General features: G+C 65.6%; 16 protein-coding genes and 1 tRNA gene. 4 read left to right on the top strand and 13 right to left on the bottom strand.

All coding sequences use genetic code 11. The annotated features are described in order from the left end of the window. Positions 1-86: 86 nt before the first annotated feature. From C8N42_RS21725 to C8N42_RS19880, 6 genes are all read right to left on the bottom strand, one after another. Positions 87-239: a DUF6915 family protein gene (locus C8N42_RS21725; protein ID WP_170109386.1), complete on the bottom strand. Its 153-nt coding sequence runs from the start codon at positions 237-239 to the stop codon at positions 87-89. 11 nt (positions 240-250) lie between these two features. After that, entirely contained in the window at positions 251-730 is a 480-nt protein-coding gene (locus C8N42_RS19900) for a DUF6878 family protein (protein ID WP_107818174.1), read from the bottom strand. A 101-nt stretch (positions 731-831) separates the two neighbouring features. Further along, complete coding sequence (locus C8N42_RS19895; RefSeq protein WP_107818171.1) at positions 832-2,967, bottom strand: ParB/RepB/Spo0J family partition protein; 2,136 nt, start codon at positions 2,965-2,967, stop codon at positions 832-834. 118 nt (positions 2,968-3,085) lie between these two features. After that, entirely contained in the window at positions 3,086-3,574 is a 489-nt protein-coding gene (gene radC, locus C8N42_RS19890) for a RadC family protein (protein WP_107818170.1), read from the bottom strand. A 120-nt stretch (positions 3,575-3,694) separates the two neighbouring features. Continuing rightward, positions 3,695-4,099 carry a DUF2958 domain-containing protein gene (locus tag C8N42_RS19885; protein WP_107818169.1) on the bottom strand — a complete coding sequence of 135 codons (405 nt, stop codon included), beginning with the start codon at positions 4,097-4,099 and terminating at the stop codon, positions 3,695-3,697. Next, complete coding sequence (locus C8N42_RS19880) at positions 4,096-5,055, bottom strand: ArdC family protein (RefSeq protein WP_107818168.1); 960 nt, start codon at positions 5,053-5,055, stop codon at positions 4,096-4,098. Before C8N42_RS19880 ends, C8N42_RS19885 begins: the two co-directional genes overlap by 4 nt. Before the next feature lie 308 nt (positions 5,056-5,363). On the opposite strand from C8N42_RS19880, the gene C8N42_RS19875 reads away from it, so the two are divergent. Then, positions 5,364-6,251, top strand: a complete 888-nt coding sequence (locus C8N42_RS19875) for an AbiU2 domain-containing protein (RefSeq protein ID WP_245890316.1) — start codon at positions 5,364-5,366, stop codon at positions 6,249-6,251. 65 nt (positions 6,252-6,316) lie between these two features. Here the strand turns inward: C8N42_RS19875 and C8N42_RS19870 are convergent, their stop codons facing one another. Genes C8N42_RS19870 through C8N42_RS19860 form a run of 3 tightly spaced genes read right to left on the bottom strand, consistent with a single transcriptional unit; the run spans position 6,317 to position 11,875 of the window. After that, the gene (locus C8N42_RS19870; protein ID WP_107818166.1) at positions 6,317-9,496 is read right to left on the bottom strand and encodes an error-prone DNA polymerase; all 3,180 of its coding nucleotides are present in this window, start codon (positions 9,494-9,496) and stop codon (positions 6,317-6,319) included. Then, complete coding sequence (locus C8N42_RS19865; protein WP_107818165.1) at positions 9,493-11,016, bottom strand: Y-family DNA polymerase; 1,524 nt, start codon at positions 11,014-11,016, stop codon at positions 9,493-9,495. The genes C8N42_RS19870 and C8N42_RS19865 overlap by 4 nt, the downstream gene beginning before the upstream one ends. Further along, complete coding sequence (locus C8N42_RS19860) at positions 10,931-11,875, bottom strand: ImuA family protein (protein WP_245890315.1); 945 nt, start codon at positions 11,873-11,875, stop codon at positions 10,931-10,933. The genes C8N42_RS19865 and C8N42_RS19860 overlap by 86 nt, the downstream gene beginning before the upstream one ends. On the opposite strand from C8N42_RS19860, the gene C8N42_RS19855 reads away from it, so the two are divergent. Beyond that, complete coding sequence (locus C8N42_RS19855; protein ID WP_107818163.1) at positions 11,856-12,545, top strand: SOS response-associated peptidase; 690 nt, start codon at positions 11,856-11,858, stop codon at positions 12,543-12,545. The two genes, C8N42_RS19860 and C8N42_RS19855, sit on opposite strands and share 20 nt — an antisense overlap. Positions 12,546-12,547: 2 nt before the next feature. Further along, positions 12,548-12,928, top strand: a complete 381-nt coding sequence (locus C8N42_RS19850) for a hypothetical protein (protein WP_245890314.1) — start codon at positions 12,548-12,550, stop codon at positions 12,926-12,928. A gap of 25 nt (positions 12,929-12,953) precedes the next feature. Here C8N42_RS19850 and C8N42_RS19845 read toward each other — a convergent pair whose 3' ends face one another. From C8N42_RS19845 to C8N42_RS19835, 3 genes are all read right to left on the bottom strand, one after another. Beyond that, positions 12,954-13,430 carry a thermonuclease family protein gene (locus C8N42_RS19845; RefSeq protein ID WP_107818162.1) on the bottom strand — a complete coding sequence of 159 codons (477 nt, stop codon included), beginning with the start codon at positions 13,428-13,430 and terminating at the stop codon, positions 12,954-12,956. A gap of 67 nt (positions 13,431-13,497) precedes the next feature. Continuing rightward, complete coding sequence (locus C8N42_RS19840; RefSeq protein ID WP_107818161.1) at positions 13,498-14,007, bottom strand: GNAT family N-acetyltransferase; 510 nt, start codon at positions 14,005-14,007, stop codon at positions 13,498-13,500. A 4-nt stretch (positions 14,008-14,011) separates the two neighbouring features. Further along, the gene (locus tag C8N42_RS19835; protein ID WP_107818160.1) at positions 14,012-14,311 is read right to left on the bottom strand and encodes a type II toxin-antitoxin system TacA family antitoxin; all 300 of its coding nucleotides are present in this window, start codon (positions 14,309-14,311) and stop codon (positions 14,012-14,014) included. Between the two features lie 513 nt (positions 14,312-14,824). On the opposite strand from C8N42_RS19835, the gene C8N42_RS19825 reads away from it, so the two are divergent. Then, positions 14,825-16,477 (top strand): recombinase family protein, encoded by a 1,653-nt coding sequence (locus tag C8N42_RS19825; RefSeq protein WP_107818172.1) that lies wholly within the window; start codon positions 14,825-14,827, stop codon positions 16,475-16,477. Here C8N42_RS19825 and C8N42_RS19820 read toward each other — a convergent pair. Then, a tRNA-Met gene (locus tag C8N42_RS19820) sits at positions 16,434-16,510 on the bottom strand. The genes C8N42_RS19825 and C8N42_RS19820 overlap by 44 nt on opposite strands. Between the last annotated feature and the right edge of the window lie 18 nt (positions 16,511-16,528).

Below are 16,528 nucleotides of genomic sequence, written 5' to 3'. Positions count from 1 at the left end.
GAGAGCGGGCCGGGGCTGGCTCATCTCTCAATCCCAAGGCTCGGCATAACCCGAACCGTGCACAGGAATAAGACGCATCGATAGAGTCAGGATAAGGCGTGATGGCGCAACGCCCGGTGCCGGAAGTCGGCGGTGATCTCCTTCGATTCATCGAACCACTGATGCAGCGGCAGATAGTCCTCCGCGGCGCCACCCCATTTGCGCGCCGAGGACAGCGCGTGATGATAACAATTTCCCATTGCCGCCTCCCTCAGAACTCATGCGTGTAGTTTTCGGTGGCGGTGTAGCGCTCGTTGTAGTCGAGCGTGATCGCATGCGCCGCCACATCGAAGGTGATGTCGCCATAGGCGCCGTCGGAGTTTTCCCAGCCGCAATGCGTCCGCTCCAGCACGTCATAGGCCAGGCTTTCGATGGCCGTCGCGATCGCGACGATGGATCGCTTCGGCTCGCTTTGGCCCCAGAGCGCCTCGGCGATCTCGATCGTGCTCTCCGGCATCGGGATGGCATCGTCGCCAGACCGGACCTCGACATTCTCGATCTGACCGGAATCGCCATAGCCGTCGAAGGTCACGACGACATGCGTGACGCCCGCGGATACGAGGGCATCGAGCAGCACGCCCTTGTTTAGGTTGAACAGTTCGGCCTCGAGCTGGGCACGAAGGGCATGCAGCGTCCTCCACTCGGAGAGCGGCGGGCAGGCGTCGGGTACGGTTTCGGTGTCTTCGGTCATCGGTAGCTCCTGAAGCGAATGCGCCCGGCGCGGTGGCCGGGCGGATGGAAAATCGAGAGGAAAGATGCGGGGGCGGCCGGAGCCGCCCCCGCAGGCGGAGGTCATTCAGCGGCGACCATGTGCTGCTCCTCCTCGGCGAGGTCTTCATCCTCGCTATCGCCTGCCAGGAACTCCGGCAGGTCGTCGGCCTCGACATCGGCGGAGGCCATAGCGTCGGTCTCCGTGCCGGGGTCGATCATGCGCAGCGGCTCGGGCAGCCAGCCGGTTTCCGCGAGCAGTCGCTCAGCCTCCTTCGCCATGTCGTCCTTCTTCAGGTGGTCGATAAGCTCGGCCGCCCGTTCGCCCGCCCCCTCGCGTACAGCTTCGAGAATGCGCGGCTTGGTCACGCGGCCCAGATAGTTCGCGACCGTCGGCCGCCAGCCCACGGCCACCATGTCGAGCCCGGTTGCTCGCGCCAGCCGGTCCGCCTGTGCCAGCCGCACCTCAAGACCGTGCTGGCTGACTCCCATGCCGCCATAGGGGTTCGGCTTCTCGTAGAGCGCGTTGACGCCGAAGCTCACGCAATGGGCGAGAAGCTCCATGCGGGACTCGTCGTCGAGATCAGCCAGCCAATCCCAGAGCGCTGCGTCATCTGCGGGGATGTCATCGCCCCAGCGTTCGTGCCGTTTGGCCACCGCCCGCGCCGAGGCGCTGTCGCGCAGATCCTCGGCCTGCGCCGGGAAATGCACATCGCGGACCTGGGCCTCGATGCAACCCCGCGTGGAATGCGGGAGGAAACTGTCCGTGACCAGCCGGTGCAAAAGCGCGGTCATAGCGACATGGGGGTTCATCGCCACCGCATCGCGCAAGGCGAGCGTACGATGCGCAGTCAGTTCGCTGACCAGGCGGTCGGGAAGCGGCCGGATCGTCTCGACCTCATCCTCCTCCTCGTCTGCCTCGGTGGGGGATCCGCCAACCGTAATCACGGCGCGCTGGACGCCGGCCGGCTGATCACCCTCGGTCGCAGTGCCCGCAGCGTCAGCGCCATCGTCGCCCTCGGGCTCGGCCGTCGCCTCGTCCCCGGGCCGGACATAGCCACGCTCGACCAGCAGCGTTCCATCGGAATGTATGCTGACGAAGGCCCCGGCCCGGGCCATCTGCTCGGGGGCATAGGTCATGGGACGGCGATCGAGGGCCTCCAGCGCCTCTTCAATCTCACCGAGGCGCTGGTCGACCTCGTCGGGAAGCTCGTCGGCCTCGGAATATTCGGCCTCGAGCCGGTCGTACTCGTCGCGCAGCGCTTCGCGGGTCGCGCGTTCCTCCTCGGTCAGATCGACCGTGGTGCCGGCGAGTTCCCGCAATCCGTGGTCATGACCATAGGGAAAGGTCACGGCGATCTCGATCCATTTCCAGCCCTCGGCCGCGACGGTCTCGGCCTCGGCCTTGAGCTTCTCGGTGACGAGACGGTCGAGCAGGACGGCGTCCTGAAGCCAGCCGCCATCGTCGGACTGGAAGAGATCGCGGAGTACATAGCCACCCGCATCCTCATACGCCGCGAGTCCGACGAAGGCCGCCCGCTTGTCCGAGGCCCTGACCGTGGTCTCGGTCATCAGTCGGCGGATGTAATAGGGCTCCTTCTGCCAGCCGTCCTTGATCGCCTCCCAGACCTGCTGCTGGCGCGCATGGTCCTCCGAGACAGTGAAGGCCATGAGCTGTTCGAGTGTCATGCCGTCCTCTGCATAGATGTCGAGCAGCGCGGGAGAGACCGAGGCCAGGCGCAGGCGCTGCTTCACGACCTTGACGTCGACGAAGAAGGCCGCCGCGATTTCCTCCTCGGTCATGCCCTTCTCGCCCATGGCCTGGAAGGCGCGGAACTGGTCGAGCGGATGCAGCGGCGCGCGCTCGACATTCTCGGCGAGCGACACTTCGTCGATCAGGATGTCGGCGCCGGCCTCCGACACGACACAGGGCACCGGGGCGGTCTTGTTGAGGAGCTTCTGCTTCACCAGCAGTTCCAGCGCCCGGTAGCGGCGGCCGCCGGCGGGCACCTCGAACGTGCCGGTCTCCTTGCCCTCGGCATCGACCACCGGCCGGACATGCAGCGACTGGATCAGGCCGCGCCGGACGATGGACTCGGCGAGTTCCTCGACCGAGACGCCGGCCTTCACGCGCCTGACGTTCGACTGGGAGAGCACGAGCTTGTTGAAGGGGATGTCGCGCGAGGACGACAGGGTGATCTTGGGGGTGGCAGTAGCCATGTTCTTCACTCCATGACGGACGCCGGGGAGCCTCTCTCTCCGGCAACCAGCCCGTCGCGAACTCCCCATCCCTCCTTTCACTCTCCCGGCCCCGTGCCGGCGCAATTCCCCATGACCGTCAGATCTCGCCTCGGGCGCGCAGGCTGGTCTCCCGGCCGGCGCCGGTGATGATGTGGTCATGCAGCGTCACGCCCAGAGCCGCGCAGGCCTTCAGGATCTCCCTCGTCATCGCGAGATCGGCGGCGGAGGGTTCGGGATCGCCGGCCGGGTGATTGTGGACGATGATCAGCGCGGAGGCGTTGAGTGCCAGGCTGCGCCGCAGCACCTCGCGCGGATAGACCGGGACATGATCGATCGTGCCAATAGCGAGGCATTCGTCCGAGAGGAGCCGGTTCTTCCGGTCGAGATAGAGGACGTGGAAGCGCTCGACCTCGCCGCGGATGGTGAGGGCGCAATAGTCCAGAACCGCCTGCCAGGAGGACAGGACCGGGTTCTGGTTGAGGTGGCGCAGCAGGATCTGGCGGGCTTCATAGACGACAGCCTGCTCCTGGGCCGAGAACCGGAGAGGCGGCGGGTCGATGGCGGGTTTCCTCAGATGTCGCGTCATGTTCGTAGTCCCCGACGGGCAGCCGGCCGGGCGCCGGGACTTTCACCGCGTCACGGCGAGAAGCGCCGCCCTCTGCCTCGGAGAGAGCGGCGCGGGATCGCAAATCCTGAGAGCCGGATCTCAGGCTTTCCGGGTTTCCGTATCGGCGGGTTTCAGGGCCGATCCGGCGTCATCACGAGTGCGGGCGTAGAGGCTGCGCTCGGCCGCGCGGATGCTGCCGGCGGCCCGGGCCGCTTCGGCCCAGACCGAGATCGGGAAATCGCCGGTGAAGAGCAGGTCGCGCTCGATGCCCATACCGAAGGGAAGCTGGATCGATTCGAGCTCGCTGAAGCTCCAGCTTCCGAGTTCGGGACAGCCGATATCGGCCAGGCCGAACATCACATCGCCATCCTCATCCAGCTCGGTCGCGAGCCAGACGCCCTCGCCGAAGGGATTGAAGAATTTCACGACGGGAACGTGGTCGATACCGCGCCGCCGGCCATTGGCGAGGAGCTGCGCGCGCTGCGTGCGGGTCAGGAGGATCATGCCGCGGCCCTCCGCTCGGTCGAGGCCGCATTCGGTTCGACCGTTTCCTCGTCGGGCAGATGCGCCAGCAGCCAGTCGGCCGCCTTGCTGGCCTGCGAGGCGGCGCGGACGATGGCGCGATTGTCCTCGCGCAGCACCTCCAGCCAGGAGCCGACGTAATCGGCGTGGCGCACGGTCGGCACGATGCCGAGCGAGGCGCAGCAGAAGGCAGCGTTCATCTCGGCGACCAGCTCCTCGAAGGCGTATTTCTTCGTGCCGAAGCTGCCCGAAAAATCCCGCCCCAGGCGCGAGACATGGCCTGTGGCGTGACCCATCTCGTGGAGCGCCGTCCTGTGCCAGTTGATCGGCTCGAAATAGGCGGCCGGAGGCGGCACCTGCACGTAGTCGAGCGCCGGAACATAGAAGGCGCGATCCCCGCCGATGCGGAAATCGATCCCGGTCGCCTCGATCAGCGCCTCGACCTTCGGCTCGATCATGCCGGGCGGCGGTGGTGGGGCCTCGATGGCGATGTCCTCGGGCAGGCCCTCGCATTGCGCCGCGTTGAACACTGTGAAGCGCTTCAGGAACGGAATGCTGCTGGCTTCTTCGCCCGACTCCTGGGCGCGGCGCTTCTCGTCCTCCGGCGTGAAGCGGTCGGCATAGACGACGGTGGTGCCGCGCTCGCCCTTGCGGACATTTCCGCCCAGCGAGAGCGCTTGCCGGAAGGTGAGCCAATGCTGGGTCGGATAGCCGTGCTGGACCACTGCGCCCCAGAGGATGAGGACATTGATCCCGGAATATTGCCGCGCGGTCGCGGCATTCCTCGGCATGGCGAGCGGCGCCTTCGCCGCCGCCGTCCCCCAGGGCTGGACCCAGGGCAGCCGCCCTTCCTCCAGCTCGGCGATGATCTTGTCGGTGATGTCGTCATAGAGATTGCTGCGGGCGCCGCCTGGGCGAGCGCGGTCCTTTCTGGCCATCGGGATGATCTCCGCGACGGGCGCCGGAGGCCACTCCTCCAGCCCTCAACCCGTCACGGAAAACCCGTCCGCACTCTCCCTCTCAGGGGGCGTTGCGGGGTCTCCCCGCTGAAGGGGGTGCGCCGGCAACGATAGTGCCGGCCAGGGGGAAGGCCTCCCCCCTTCAGGCCCACGGCAAGATGCGCGTTTATTCGCGGGAACAATAAAACGAGCCCGCGCGAAGGAAGAATCCGAAGCGAATAGCCGTCGCCGGTGTTGGCGTCTGCCGGTATGATGAGGTGAGTTTGGCGCTCAGGCTTGGAAAACTAATGACGCAGCATGACCAGCACATCGCCGCGTGGCGGGATGCTTTTCGCGACGAGACAACGGGCATCCACAGAACCATTCAGGATCTGCTCTGGAACTACGCCGCCTTTCGCACGACGGTTCGGATCGTCCGTCTTGCAAATGAGAAGAGAGGCTCGAGACCCCCGCTTAACCAGATGATGTTCAATCTCGTTTCCGAGGGATACTGGTCAAGCCTGCTTCTCGGCACTCGCCGACTTCTCGATAAGGCCCCGATAAAAGGCCCCAAGGGAGTTTACTCGATCCGATCTGTCGTCAACGACGTGAAAGCGAGCCAAAACTGGTTGACCAGGAGAATCTACGTCGAAAAGGTGCTTGACGCGCAATACGATCTCGATTGCCTGCATCAAGAACAACATGACCACCTCGTCGCCGCGAAGGGGCGTCCAGTGTGGGGTGATCCAGAGCTCATGAAAAGTGAGGCCGCACATCGGCATTTCGATGTTTTGAGTGGCGTTTCTGCGTCAGAGCGTAACCCGAGCAATCTGATCTCGGACACGGTCTTCGAGAAGATCGAAACTCGGCTTGCCAGCCTTGATCGAATTGCCGAGCACGTTAACTCGCATGTTGCTCATGCCGGGAACAAGCAAAGTCGGCAGGACAGGGAGCTTGGTGATTTCGACATTCGCGATGCCGAAAAGACTCTCAGGCAGTTGAAGGAAATCGCGGATCTGGTCGGAGTGTGGTTCGCCAACGAAGGCAGTGCGGGCCTCGCCACATATCTCGGTGACCAATTCGAGGGCCTCGATCATGCTGTTGTAGACAGCGCCGACCTTGCCGACCTCTCAGACCAATGGCGATTGATCGATAGAGAAATCGCAGAATGGTCGATCGGGCCAGAAGATCTGTGATCCCCGAGAGGCAGGCCGATTCGTTGATTCGAACCGATACCCGCCTTCTGTCAAAGCCACCGGCTTTACCGGAAATCCCGCGCCTTCACCCTGATGCCGCCGGCCTCCGGCCCCTGCTGCCCGGCCGTCGCCGCATCGCGCTGCCCGACGCTCGCCAAATCTCGCGACAGATCGACGATCCGATGGGCGACGAGATGCACGACCTCGCCCTCGCGCTGAACGCGGCCCCTGACAGCGATCATGCTCGATGAGAGAATGACCCGCCGATAGCGCTCGAAGACCTTCTGCCAGACGACGAGATTGGCGATGCCGGTCTCGTCCTCGAGCGTGATGAACATGACGCCATTGGCCGAGCCGGGACGCTGGCGCACCAGCACGATCCCCGCCGCCTCCAGCCAGCGCCGGTCGCGCGCCGCCATCGCCTCGGCACAGCTGACGATCCGGCGCCTCGCCAGGTCCTCTCGCAGGAAGGAGACCGGATGGCGGCGCAGTGACAGGCCGATATGCCCATAATCCTCGACCACCTCGCGACCGGCAGGCATCGCTCTGAGCGCGATCGCCGGCTCATCGAGTTCCGGAACGGTCCTCCCCTCGCGCTCAGAGACGGCGGCGAAGAGCGGCAGCTCCTCGTCGCGCAGCCCCTTGATGGCCCATTGTGCCTCGCGCCGGGCCAGACCGAAGGCCGGGCGGAATCCGTCGGCCGCCGCGATCTGATCGAGGGCCGTCACGGGTACGCCCGCCCGCCGCCAGAGATCGTCGACCGAGGTGAAATTCTCATCGCCCCGCGCCGCGACGATGGCGGCGGCATGGGCATTGGCGAGGCCCTTGACCATGCGCAGCCCGAGACGGACCGCGAGGCGGCTTTCGTCGCCGGTCGGCTCCAGCGTGCAATCCCAGCGGGAGGCGTTGATGCAGACCGGGCGGACCTCCACCCCGTGCTCGCTTGCGTCGCGCACGATCTGGGCCGGCGCATAAAAGCCCATGGGCTGGGCGTTGAGGAGCGCGGCGCAGAAGACATCCGGGTGCCAGCATTTGAGCCAGGCCGAGGCATAGGCGATCAGCGCGAAGCTCGCCGCATGGCTTTCGGGGAATCCATAGGAACCGAAGCCCTCGAGTTGCTGGAAGGTCCGGGCAGCGAACTCCTCCTCGTAGCCGCGCGCGATCATCCCCGAGATCAGCCGGTCGCGGAACTTCGAGACCCCGCCGGTATGCTTGAAGGTGGCCATGCTCTTGCGCAGGAGATCGGCCTCGCCCGCGGTGAAGCCCGCGCATTCGATGGCGACGCGCATCGCCTGCTCCTGGAACAGCGGCACACCGAGCGTCTTGCCCAGCACCTTCTCCAGCTCCGGCCGGGGATAATCGACCTCTTCCAGGCCCTCGCGCCGGCGCAGATAGGGATGGACCATATCGCCCTGGATCGGCCCCGGCCGCACGATCGCGACCTGTACCACCAGGTCGTAATAGGTCCGGGGCTTCAGGCGCGGCAGCATGGACATCTGCGCCCGGCTCTCGATCTGGAAGGTGCCGAGTGTGTCGGCCTTGCGGATCATCGCATAGGTGCGCGGATCCTCGGCCGGGATCGATGCCAGATCGAGGCGGATATCCTTGTGCTCGGCCAGCAGGTCCAGCCCCCGGCGCATGCAACTCAGCATGCCGAGCGCCAGGACATCGACCTTCATGAAGCGCAGCGCGTCGATATCGTCCTTGTCCCATTCGATGATCTGACGCCCCTCCATCGCCGCAGGCTCGATGGGGACGAGATCGTCGAGCCGGTCATGGGTCAGCACGAAACCGCCCGGATGCTGCGACAGATGCCGCGGCGCGCCGCGAAGCTGGGCAGCCAGTTCGAGCGTCAGGCGCAACCGGCGATCCTCGGGATTGAGGTTGAGATCGCGGAGCTGCTGCTCGGTCACACCGGCCTCGGACCAGCCCCAGAGCTGGCCGGACAGCGTCTGAATCAGGTCTTCGGGAAGCCCCAAGGCCTTGCCCACCTCCCGCAGCGCGCCCTTGGAGCGATAGCGGATGACGGTCGCGGTCAGCGCGGCGCGCTCGCGGCCGTAATGCTCATAGACCCACTGGATCACTTCCTCGCGCCGCTCGTGCTCGAAATCCACGTCGATGTCGGGCGGCTCCCGGCGCTCCTCGGAGACGAAGCGCTCGAACAGGAGATCGTTGCGGCCGGGATCGATCGCGGTGATGCCGAGCACATAGCAGACGGCGGAGTTCGCCGCCGATCCGCGTCCCTGGCAGAGGATGCCGCGCGACCGGGCGAAGCGGACGATGCTGTTCACCGTCAGGAAGTAGGGCGCGTATTCGAGCTTGCCGATCAGGGCCAGCTCATGCTCCAGCGCGGCTGTCACCTCGTCGGGGACACCCTCGGGATAGCGGTGTGCGGCGCCCTCCCAGGTCAGCCGCTCCAGGGTTTCCTGCGGGGTTAGCGCCGGATCGTCGCGCTCTTCGGGATATTGATAGCGCAGCTCGTCGAGCGAGAAGCGGCAGCGAGCCGCGATCTCACGCGTCCGGGCCAAAGCCTCGGGCCAGCGCGCGAAGAGCCGGTGCATTTCGGCGGGCGGCTTCAGATAACGGTCGGCATGGCGCTCGCGCCGGGCTCCGAGCGCGTCGACGGTGACATTGTGCCGGATCGCGGTGACGACATCCTGCAGGATACGGCGGCCGGGCTCATGGAAGAGCACGTCATTGGTCACGACGGTGGGCACGCCGAGGCGCGCGGCGAGCGCCGACAGCTCCCAAAGGCGCATCTGGTCGTTGGGTCGCCGCCGCAGCGTCAGGCCGAGATAGGCGCGGGTCCCGAAGGCATCGCGCAGGCGCCGCAGGCGCAGGCCGCAAGTCTCGTCGGCAAGGTCCGGCACCAGGACCGCAATCAAGCCCTCGCCACAGGCGGCGAGATCGTCCCATTCGAGGTGACAGCGCGCCTTGCCCGCCCGCCCCTTGCCCAGCGACAGCAGGCGGCAGAGCCTCGACCAGGCCGCCCGGTCTGTCGGATAGACCAGCACCGACATGCCGCAGACGAGATCGAGGCGGCAGCCGACGATCAGCCGTACGCCCGCCTCCTTCGCCGCCTCATGGGCGCGCACGATACCGGCCAGCGTGTTGCGGTCGGTCACGGCGAGCGCGTCGATCCCCATCGCGGCCGCCGCGGCGAAGATCTCCTCGGCCGAGGAGGCGCCGCGCAGGAAGGAAAAATGCGACGTCACCTGCAATTCGGCGTAAACGGGGGCGCTCATCCGAAAATCCCGTGCAGGAACCAGCGATGCGAGCCCGTGGCGGCATCCTCGCCATCGCCGGAGCGGAAGATCCAGAAGCGTTCGCCGGCATCGTCCTCGACCCGGAAATAGTCCCGCACCGCGATCAGTTCGGCATCGCGTTTCCACCATTCCCCGAAGATGCGCTCGGGGCCGTCGGCCCGGCGGACACGGCGGCGCACGCCCTTCCAGGAGAACCAGTTCGGGGGATGGTCCGGCAGCAGCGCCATGGTCTCGATCGGCTCCGGTCGGGCCAGGAGCCGCGACGGGCGCGGCCAATGGTCGGGCCAGCCCGCGCCCGCATCCTCGGCAAGCGGCGGCAGGCGGCGGACCGAGCGTTCGGGCACGTCGCTCGCCACCGGCGCGAAACGATAGACCGCCCGCGCGCCGACCCGGTTCGCCAGCGTGTCGATCAGGCTGGAGAGATCCGGCGCGCCCTCCTCGATCAGGCTGCTGGCCGCCTGTTTCAGGGCCAGCGGTTCGGCCAGGGTGGCGGTCAGCGACATGACCTCGATGCCAAAGCCCGGCGCGATGGTCTCGATCTTGTCGCAGAGAAGCCGGGTCAGGCGCGCGGGATCCCGCACCGGCATGGCCAGGCCGATGCGCACCGTCTCGATCCGGTTGTCGACCCGGTGGCAGAGCAGGTCGAGACGGCGTGCGCCAATGCCCCGGCCTTCGAGCGCCTCGCAGAGCGCCATAACCAGCTTGCCGATATAGCGCGCGATGGTCTCGGCGGCGCCGATCGGTTCGGCGAAAACGCGGCGAACCGAGACCAGCTCCTCCGGGCGGATCGGTTCTATGGGTTCGGCGGCCTCGCCCAGGGCCTGATCGAGACGCCGGCAGAGCTCGGGGCCGAAGCGCCGGGTCAGGGGCGCGCGCGGCTGCCCGATCAGGTCGCCGATGCGGCCAAAGCCGAGATCGTATAGCCCCGCTGCGATCGCGGGCGGCAGGCGCAGGGCTTGCAGCGGCAGCGGCGCGAGGACCGGGACGGTTTCGCCGGGAGGGGCGACAAACAGCGGATCGGCCGCATAGCGCGCCAGCGCATGGGCCGCGCCCCAGCTATCGGCGATGGCAGCGCGGGCGGTGACCCCGGACATGACAAGCCGTCCGGTCAGTGCTTCCAGCATGGCCGTTTCACCACCATGCAGATGGTCGGCGCCGGTCGCGTCGATCACGATGCCGTCAGGCGCGTCGACAGCGACGATCGGACTGAAGCGTTGCAGCACCCAGAGCGCAAGACGTTCGAGACTGTCCAGGTCGGCTCGCGGATCGTCGGGCTCGATGTGGAGGCCGGGCACCATCGCCTGGGCCTTGGTGACGGGCATGCCGGCGCGCAGGCCGAGCGCCCGCGCGGCCGGATCGGCCGCCGTCACCACCCGGCGGTTCTTCTCCCTTCCGGCGATGACCAGCGGCGCCTCACCGGGCGGCGCTGCGTCGCCCGCCTTCCGCCGCAACCGGTCTGTCGGCCAGTTCGGCAGGAAGACGGAGATGACCCGAGCCATCGCACGCCTCCAGTTCGATATCGAGACATTCGCCCGCCCGCGCCCGGATCAACTCAACGAGCCAGCGCGGCCGCCCGACGCCGGCAACCGGAAGGGGCGAGGACGGCAGCGCCGAGATCCGCCAGCGGGTCATCGCAGCCGTCGGCTGCCCGAAATCGCTGGCCTCCGCCTGCCGCCGCCAGCGGCGCAGCGCGATGCAGAGGGTTGCCGAGCCTTTCGCCGCGAGATGCAGCCGCCGCGAGGCGGTCATCGGCAGGCGCGCGACGTCGCCGACGACCGCCCCCAGCCCGCCATGCCTCAGCCCCTCCTCCATACAGGCCAGAACGGCCTTGTCGTCTCCGGCTTCGACGAAGATCACCCGGCCGGGCGGCAGTCCGGCCTGCTCCAGCCCCGGCGCGAAGAGATCCTGGAGCGCCACGCACCAGAGCACCTGGCCGATGGTGCGGGCGGCGATCCCGGCCGTGAAACAGGCCGCCGCCGCGCCATCCACCGCCCCGTTGCCGCCTCCGGCGACTTCATGGAGGCACCCGAGCGCCAGCCCGCCACCGGGCAGCTTGCGATCCAGCGGCGCGATCCCGAAGGGCAGCACCTCGTACGGACGCGCGCCATCGCCTTCGAGCCGCGCGATGCGCGCCCGAAGGTCGGCAATGGCTGGGCTGTCTGCACGGTTGGGCATATGAGGATGGCGTCTCCGGGGCTTTGCACTGGTCGATTCCGTTGCTATGTTCTTTATTTGTTCTCTTGCGGGTCGAGAGTCAATCTCGGCCATCCCGGAAGTGATCGACGGAGCGCAATGCCCTATGGTGGCGTAAAGTATTCGCAAGGAGAGTAGCAGGGCGATGTGCAACCTGTATCGCATTACAACCAATCAGCAGGCGATCCGGGATTTCGTGGCCGCCACCCATGACAGTATCGGCAATCTCGAACCGTCGATGGACGTCTATCCCGACCGGCCGGCCCCGGTTGTGCGCAACACCGACAGCGGACGGGAACTGGCTTCGCTGACCTGGGGCATGCCGACGCCCATCGAATATCTGAAATCCCGCGACGCGCCGGACACCGGCGTCACCAATATCCGCAACACGGCCAGCCCCCATTGGCGCAAATGGCTCGGGGTCGGGCATCGCTGCGTGGTCCCGGCCACCGCCTTTTCCGAATATGGGCAAAAGCCCGATCCGGTCACGAAGCGCAAACCGCTGCACTGGTTCGCCCTCGATGAGACCCAGCCCCTGTTCTTCTTCGCGGGGATCTGGACGCCATGGCGCGGAACTCGCGGCTCGAACCGCACCCCGCGCCCGGGCGATCATCAGCTGTTCGCCTTCCTGACGACCGAGGCCAATGGCGTGGTGGAGCCGATCCATCCGAAGGCCATGCCCGTCATCCTGACGAGCCGCGACGAAGTCGAGACCTGGCTGACCGCCGACTGGGAGGAAGCGAAGGGCCTGCAACGGCCGCTGGCCGACGAGCGGCTGGTGATCGCGGAGACGCCAGCGAGCGCAACCGCCGATGGCATGTTGCCGGGCATCTGACAATGATCCGGACGACGGAAATGGGCCGGAAGGAAGAAGAGCAGTTAGCGGCGACGCTCGCCAAGGCGATGGCGATGATCTGCGTCCGCAACAGCAAGCTGGAAGACCTGCATGCAGGGCCGGTCCCGGTCACGAAGACCGGCGACTATTCCGACGTCTTCGTCATCGACGCGGACGGCAATCGCATCCCCTGGGTAACCGTGTCGCGGTTCGACGATGACGAGATGCGCGACCTGATGCGCCAGGTGGTCAATCGCCTCTACACGTTCCAGACCTGCTTCGCCGAGCCGAAGTTTCAGGCGGTGATCGATAAATGGCTTGGCGTGGCGCGCAACTGGGACGAGCCGGTCCTCGACGAGCGCCTTGCGGGAAGGCCCTCATAGCGAGTTGGATGTGGACAGCGAACGCTTACCGACTGCACCACCATTCTTCGCCATCGGGCCAAGAGCGGGCCAGCCTCTCCGCAATAAGGATGTCGCCGATGTCGCGGCCGCCGATCCTGATAGTCACCAGCGTCCGCGTGCCGGTGTTGTCCGGCTCTCCATATTCGACGGTCCAGTCGTGCGAGTTCAGCAGTTCGATCACCCGGTCGCTGGCCCGCTGTGCCAGCGCGATTTCGGCGTCGCCACCACAGATGTGGGTTTGCGGTTCCGGGGTGTCGTAGCCTTCCATGCGCAGCTTTTCCCCGTCGATCCAGATCGTGTCGCCATCAACGAGGCAATATTCGTCGGCGGTACGGGCCTGGCCGGGAACGCACTTCGCAATCTGCAGCCGAGGCTGAGCCTTGGCAGGTTCGGGCAGGCCGCCGACCGCCCAAAATAGCGAGAGGAAAAGCACGAACATCTGCCAGCGGAATGTGGACGATGGGTGAAGACGAATTTGCATGGGCGGATCTGATCTACTGCAATCTGAGTGAAGGGCGAATCGCTACGGCTGAAGGCCAGCCAAGTTTTCAACTTCCAGCTTCACCGAGCGACGCCGCGATGTCGCTGATCGTGCGGAGCAGAACCAGGGGATCATCCCTGGACGGCTCGAAACCGCGCCGCCTCCAGAACTCGGCCGCCTCCCCGTCGACGGCATTGACCAACAAGGCCCGCCCGCCGATCAGCGAAGCGGCCTGAACGCAGCGTTGGAGGGCATGTTTCACAAGGCCGGTGCCAATGCCCAACCCTGCCCATGCTGTGTCGGTCGCGAGTTGGCCGAGCAACATGCACGGAACCGGGTTGGGCGGCTGGCCTGTCCGGATCGAGCGCGGCAGAACCGAAGGCACCACACCGGTAGGCGCAAGGCCGTAGTAGCCGACCACGCGCCCGGCCTCATGAACGACGAGGACGGCGGTGAAGCCCTTCTGCTGATTGGAGAGGGCGCGTGATTTCAGCCAGTGGTCAAGCGTGGGCTTGCCACAGGTGAACTCGGACACATCGTGAGCGGCGGTAAGCGGTTCGGGACCCGAAAGGAGCAATGGCTTACCGCTTCGCTTTGTGATCGGGCTCCCATGGCGCGGGACGCTTCAGGACTTCGACCATCTCCGGAACGGGAGCGGCCGGACGCGCCAGCACATCCATGAACTCGGCGAAGCCTTCCGGGCTCATCCGGATCAGGCCTTGTTCCATGACGACCTCCTCGGCCGCGCGCACAGCGGCGTCGCGCACGAAATCGGTGCGCGAGCGGCCGCGCAGGCTGGCGGCACGATCGATCATTGCGACATCCGCCTCGGGCAAGCGCATCGAGATCGGGTATTCCTTGCGTTCGGCGGTCGTGGCCATGGCGAATCTCCTTGGTCGGCATATAGCGCCTTGTATCGCGAATTACAATACGATAAGGTTGCGCCTACAGTCAATGACCTCATGAGGAGAGGCGACGAGGCCAATGATGACCGGGCCAGCGAGGGATTCCGATAGGTTATTTTGCTACGCCATGGCTCGCCAGGACACGCTGGGCTACGCTACAGCCCGCTCACCCGCGCCAATTGCCGCCGAATATTCGCCTTCAATTTCCATTGCTTATGCTTCCCTCGGGGCGAATGCTGCAAGTTATGACCTTGCGAGCCCCAGGAAACCCGGCAAAGATAACAGGAGGAGAGCGCGAAGCGCTGCTCGAATCCTTGCTGCTGGACGAGCCGGAGCTGACGTTTACGCCACGCGGCAATCCCGACCCTCGCCTTCTGCGTCTGGTCGGCATCCTGGCGAGGCAGGCGGCGCAGGAGTGTTATGCAGAGGAAGTGAAGATGTCACGGCAAAGGAGGAAGCGCTCCTCCTGATACGGATGGGAGCCAAGTTTTGAAAGTCGCGATCTACGCCCGCTATTCCTCCGACAATCAACGCGACGCTTCCATCGCCGACCAGTTCCGCATGTGCCGCCTCCATGCCGAAAAGCAGGGCTGGCACATCGTCGAGGAATATTCGGACCACGCGATCTCCGGCGCCTCGCTGATCCGGCCGGGCATTCAGGCGCTCATGGCCGACGCTATGGGCGGCCGTTTCGACCTGATCCTGGCCGAGGCGATGGACCGCCTCTCCCGCGACCAGGAAGATATCGCCGGCATCTTCAAGCGCATGTCCTATGCCGACGTGAAGATGTTCACCCTCTCGGAAGGCGAGGTGACGCACCTGCATGTCGGGCTCAAGGGCACAATGAATGCGCTCTTCCTGAAGGATCTGGCCGACAAGACCCGCCGCGGACAGCGCGGCCGGGTCGAGGCAGGCAAATCGGGTGGTGGCAATGCCTATGGCTACGATGTGGTCAAGAAGTTCGATGCGAACGGCGAGCCGATCCGCGGCGATCGCACCATCAACGAGTTCCAGGCCGAGGTGGTCCGCCGCATCTTCCGCGACTACGCGGCCGGCAAATCGGCCAAGACCATCGCCTTCGCGCTGAACAAGGAAGGCATTCCCGCTCCGTCAGGCGGCGACTGGGGGTTCAGCACGATCAACGGCAACCCGAAGCGCGGCAACGGCATCCTCAACAACGAGATGTATGTCGGCAAGATTGTCTGGAACCGCCAGCGCTTCGTCAAGGATCCGGAGACCGGCAAGCGGCAGGCCCGCCCCAACCCGGAAGAGGAATGGGTCATCCAGGAAACGCCGGAGCTGCGCATCCTCGATGACGATCTCTGGAACGCGGTGAAGGCGCGGCAGGAGAAGAACAAGATCGCGCGGAAGGAGAACGGCGAGGCCGATCTCTCCCGGATCAATACCCGCCGCCGCCCCAAATACCTCTTCTCGGGACTGACCAAATGTTCCTGCTGTGGCGGTGGATATTCCGCGATCTCGGCGACGCTGATCGGATGTGCGACGGCCCGCAACAAGGGGACATGCGACAACCGGGTCAACATCCGCCGCGACGAGTTGGAATCGCGCGTGCTGAACGCACTGCGTACCAAACTCGTCGATCCGGAGCTCTTCGCCCATTTCTGTGAAGTCTTCACGCAGGAGATGAACCGGCTGCGCATGGAAGGTCGCGCCGAAGTCGCGTCGGCTGAGGCGGAGATTGCGAAGATCGATCGGGAACTTGAGACGCTACTCAATCTGATTCTGAAGGGTGGGGCGGCTGACGCGCTCAACGCGAAGATGGTGATGATTGAGAAACGCAAGAAGGAACTTGAACTGTTCCTGGCCGAAGCCGACGAACCGCCACCGCTGCTGCACCCAAGTATGGCACTGCAATACCGCAAGCGGGTCCAACAGCTTTACGACGCCCTGCAGGACGAAGACGAGGGGAAGCGGATCGAGGCCGCAGACACGCTACGCTCGCTCGTGGATCAAATCGTGCTAACCCCGGTCGACGGCAAGGTGGAGATCGACGTTCAGGGCGATCTTGCTGGAATCCTTACGATTTCCACGCAAAGCAAAACCCCCGCAGCGGGTGCTACGGGGGCGCAAGTAAAGATGGTTGCGGGGGTAGGATTTGAACCTACGACCTTCAGGTTATGAGCCTGACGAGCTACCGGGCTGCTCCACCCCGCGACAATATGTTGTGCTACG

The sequence above is a fragment of the Celeribacter persicus genome, assembly GCF_003050785.1.
Taxonomy (GTDB): Bacteria; Pseudomonadota; Alphaproteobacteria; order Rhodobacterales; family Rhodobacteraceae; genus Celeribacter; species Celeribacter persicus.
Note: the sequence above shows the minus strand (reverse complement) of the source record. Positions and strands in the feature narration are given on the sequence as shown.

Excerpts from the sequence above, each read along its gene's own strand:
- C8N42_RS19870 (WP_107818166.1), bottom strand. The coding sequence starts at position 9,496 with ATGAGCGCCCCCGTTTACGCCGAATTGCAGGTGACGTCGCATTTTTCC.
- C8N42_RS19845 (WP_107818162.1), bottom strand. The coding sequence starts at position 13,430 with ATGCAAATTCGTCTTCACCCATCGTCCACATTCCGCTGGCAGATGTTC.
- C8N42_RS19850 (WP_245890314.1), top strand. The coding sequence starts at position 12,548 with ATGATCCGGACGACGGAAATGGGCCGGAAGGAAGAAGAGCAGTTAGCG.
- C8N42_RS19865 (WP_107818165.1), bottom strand. The coding sequence starts at position 11,016 with ATGGCTCGGGTCATCTCCGTCTTCCTGCCGAACTGGCCGACAGACCGG.
- radC (WP_107818170.1), bottom strand. The coding sequence starts at position 3,574 with ATGACGCGACATCTGAGGAAACCCGCCATCGACCCGCCGCCTCTCCGG.
- C8N42_RS19855 (WP_107818163.1), top strand. The coding sequence starts at position 11,856 with ATGTGCAACCTGTATCGCATTACAACCAATCAGCAGGCGATCCGGGAT.
- C8N42_RS19875 (WP_245890316.1), top strand. The coding sequence starts at position 5,364 with ATGACGCAGCATGACCAGCACATCGCCGCGTGGCGGGATGCTTTTCGC.
- C8N42_RS21725 (WP_170109386.1), bottom strand. The coding sequence starts at position 239 with ATGGGAAATTGTTATCATCACGCGCTGTCCTCGGCGCGCAAATGGGGT.
- C8N42_RS19880 (WP_107818168.1), bottom strand. The coding sequence starts at position 5,055 with ATGGCCAGAAAGGACCGCGCTCGCCCAGGCGGCGCCCGCAGCAATCTC.
- C8N42_RS19885 (WP_107818169.1), bottom strand. The coding sequence starts at position 4,099 with ATGATCCTCCTGACCCGCACGCAGCGCGCGCAGCTCCTCGCCAATGGC.
- C8N42_RS19895 (WP_107818171.1), bottom strand. The coding sequence starts at position 2,967 with ATGGCTACTGCCACCCCCAAGATCACCCTGTCGTCCTCGCGCGACATC.
- C8N42_RS19860 (WP_245890315.1), bottom strand. The coding sequence starts at position 11,875 with ATGCGATACAGGTTGCACATCGCCCTGCTACTCTCCTTGCGAATACTT.
- C8N42_RS19835 (WP_107818160.1), bottom strand. The coding sequence starts at position 14,311 with ATGGCCACGACCGCCGAACGCAAGGAATACCCGATCTCGATGCGCTTG.
- C8N42_RS19900 (WP_107818174.1), bottom strand. The coding sequence starts at position 730 with ATGACCGAAGACACCGAAACCGTACCCGACGCCTGCCCGCCGCTCTCC.